This window comes from Thioalkalivibrio sp., from assembly GCF_007692535.1.
Lineage (GTDB): Bacteria > Pseudomonadota > Gammaproteobacteria > Ectothiorhodospirales > Ectothiorhodospiraceae > Thioalkalivibrio.
The window spans coordinates 1-2,692 of record NZ_REBW01000003.1; the positions used below are offsets into that span (position 1 = coordinate 1).

Here is a 2,692-nt window from a genome sequence, read left to right on the forward strand (position 1 = left end):
GCGGATCGCGGAAATCCTCGCCCGAGTAGTACTGGCGGTACGTCATGGTATCGCCGTTCTCGAACCGGAAAAATCCCCAGAAATAGCGATACTGCAGCGTGTTGCGGAAATTGCCCCACTGGTGTTCGAACCAGCCCGTGCCCTCGAAGCGGACCGTGCGGCCGCCCACTTCGAGTTCGCCCGACGCAGCCATGTCCGGGGCCGTGTAATAGATGGTCATGCCGTACATCGTCTCGGGGTTCTGTCGATCCTGCGGATCGACCCCGATGCTTTCCAGACCCCAATAGGCCATCGGCACATAGCCGGGTGCCCTCGCCGTCGCCGACATCGACAGCCGGAACGCATGGTTCCAGTCGTCCACCTTGGTGTTGTAGCCGGAGAACCTCCACGTCTCGTCGGCATGGGTGTAGGCAGTGGTGAACCCGTTCTCGCCGTCGTCGATCTCGTAGCGGAAGTGAAAGTCCTCGGCGTCCGGCGCCGATCCTTCGGTGGTCAACGGCCCGGTGATGTACAGCAGCGCGGTGTGGAACTCGCCGGTGTCGAGGTTCTGGAAGGCGAACAGCACGTTGTGCAACGGGCGGCCTTCCGCCGCGACCCAGCCCTGGCTGAGCGGCACCCAGAACACCGAAATGCGCTCGCCGGTGTCGAGGTCACGACCGATAACCGTGATGTAGTGCCACTCGTTGAAGTCGTTGGACTGATAGAACGTGCCGCCATGCCAGGCATGGTCGCGCGGAAGGGAATAGAGCGCCTGTCCGGTCGTCGTCTCCACGCCGGGGCCCTGAAACGGCGCCGGCCCGGTGGAGCCGCGGGCAGAGGTGGTGCCGGCGGCCAGCGTCCCGGCAAAGGCGCCCGCGCCGATGGCAAGGCCCGTGGCTGGCGCGGCCTGCAGCAGCGTTCGGCGGGTGAGCTGCGCATCCCGATGGGGGGCAGGAGGGGTCCTGGGGGTCATGTCAATCTTTCCTGACGGCGCTTGATCAAGGGTGCGCCCTCGGGGCGCGTCGGCCGTTGCCCTCGGCGCGTTCGAAGACCGAGGGGCTCGGAAGACAACGCGTCCTGTCGGGGCAGCCCCGCCATCTCCCTTGACCCGGGGTCCGCTGTCCAATGCAGGGTTCGGCACCCGTGATGTCGATCGCACATCAGCCGCAGGCCCGCGGTGGCGCCCCGGCGAGACGATCACCCGGCATGGATCACACCGTGCCCGGCAACGCTCCGGATGCAAACAACGAGAAATGCGGCAATATCAGCAGCGGAACCCGCCGCCTGCGCTGCGACACGCCGCATGCAAAGTTGTGTGGACGCACCCACTCCCAGTGCATAGAGACTGTATGATGCCGTTGGTGCATCGATGAGAACAGTTCGCGAGTTGAAGATCGTGCGCGCTTTGGCCTCGCACCGCAACTTTGCACGCGCCGCAGATGAACTGGGGATGAGCCAGCCGAGCCTGAGCCGCGCCCTCGCCCGACTGGAGGAAGCGATCGGGGCACAGCTTTTCGAGCGGAGCCGTACCGCCGTCACGCCGACCGATTACGCCGAGATCGTTCTGCTGCGCTGCGATGCCCTGATCGCAGGCTTCAAGGATCTTTCCCAGGCGCTCGAGTTCAAACGGGGCGAGGCCGAGCGTGGCGTGCGCGTCTCCATCGGACCTTTCGCGGCCGAGGCCGTGGGCCTCGCAGGCATGGCCGCCCATACGACAAACATTCGGAGCTTCCAGGGCCGGTTCGTCGTGCGCGACTGGCGAACCTGTCTCGAAGACGTCCTCGAGCGACGCAGCGAACTGGCCATCACCGACACCCGCTCCGCGCTCGTGCACCCCGAGCTCGCGGCGGAGCGTCTGGGCGGCGGCCCGGTCGCCTTCTTCTGCGACAGACGCCACCCCCTCGCCCAAAGGGCCGAGGTCACATGGGCCGACGTGATGCGCTTTCCCTGGGCGATGACCCTGATGCAGGGGCGCTGGCTCGATGTCCTGCCGGCCGATCTCGGCGTGGCCGGGCGATGCGATCCGAGCACAGGGGATTTCGTGCCGGCAATCTGCGTAGATTCTTTCGCGGCGATGACCGCCGCGGTGCGCAACGGCCGCGCGATCAGCGCCGCGCCGCCCGCCTTCATCGAGGACGAGCTCGAGCGGGGCGAGTTCGTGACCTTGCCTCTCCAGGAGCCCTGGATGCAGATGGATTACGGTTTGGTCTGGCGACGCGACCAACCCTGGTCCAGTGGGCTGAAACGGTTTGTGGAAACGCTGCGGCGGACGCAGATCGAATCGAGTTTCTAGCACCGACGCCACCCCGGTCCGCCGGGCGTTCGCGCACGCATCGGTACGGCGGCATCGGTGAATGGCCCGGTCATGATTGCTGCGGCAAGGATCAATGACCGGTTCGGCAATACCGCACTGCAGCATTCCGCGCACTCCGACTGGCAGATATCCCCGTGACCGCTTTCCTGACCGGCGAGGCGTCGGTCGTCGGTGCCCTGGCCGCGGCCGCGGGCGAGGATCCCGGACGGGTGCGGCACGGCGCGTTTTCCCTTCTCACACGCTTCAATACGTTCCGCGGAGAGGACTGCCAGCGCAGCTTCGCCAGCCCCCGTGTGCGCCGGTTCTGCCCGTTGTGCCTGCGTGCGGACGGGAACATGGCGGCATGGCGGCACCAGATCCTCTGGTGCTTCGCCGCCGTCGGGGTGTGCCCGGAGCATG

At 66.4% G+C, this 2,692-nt stretch carries 3 protein-coding genes; 2 read left to right on the plus strand and 1 reads right to left on the minus strand.

Features of this window, described 5'->3' with window-relative positions:
• On the minus strand, window positions 1-952 hold a 952-nt coding region (locus tag EA346_RS00030), incomplete at its 3' end, for a lipocalin-like domain-containing protein (protein WP_296754050.1).
• A gap of 414 nt (window positions 953-1,366) precedes the next feature.
• Between EA346_RS00030 and EA346_RS00035 the strand changes: the two genes are divergently transcribed.
• Both EA346_RS00035 and EA346_RS00040 read left to right on the plus strand, forming a co-directional pair.
• Window positions 1,367-2,272: a LysR family transcriptional regulator gene (locus EA346_RS00035; RefSeq protein ID WP_296754053.1), complete on the plus strand. Its 906-nt coding sequence runs from the start codon at window positions 1,367-1,369 to the stop codon at window positions 2,270-2,272.
• A 155-nt stretch (window positions 2,273-2,427) separates the two neighbouring features.
• The coding region (locus EA346_RS00040; RefSeq protein ID WP_296754055.1) for a TniQ family protein at window positions 2,428-2,692 on the plus strand (265 nt) is incomplete at its 3' end.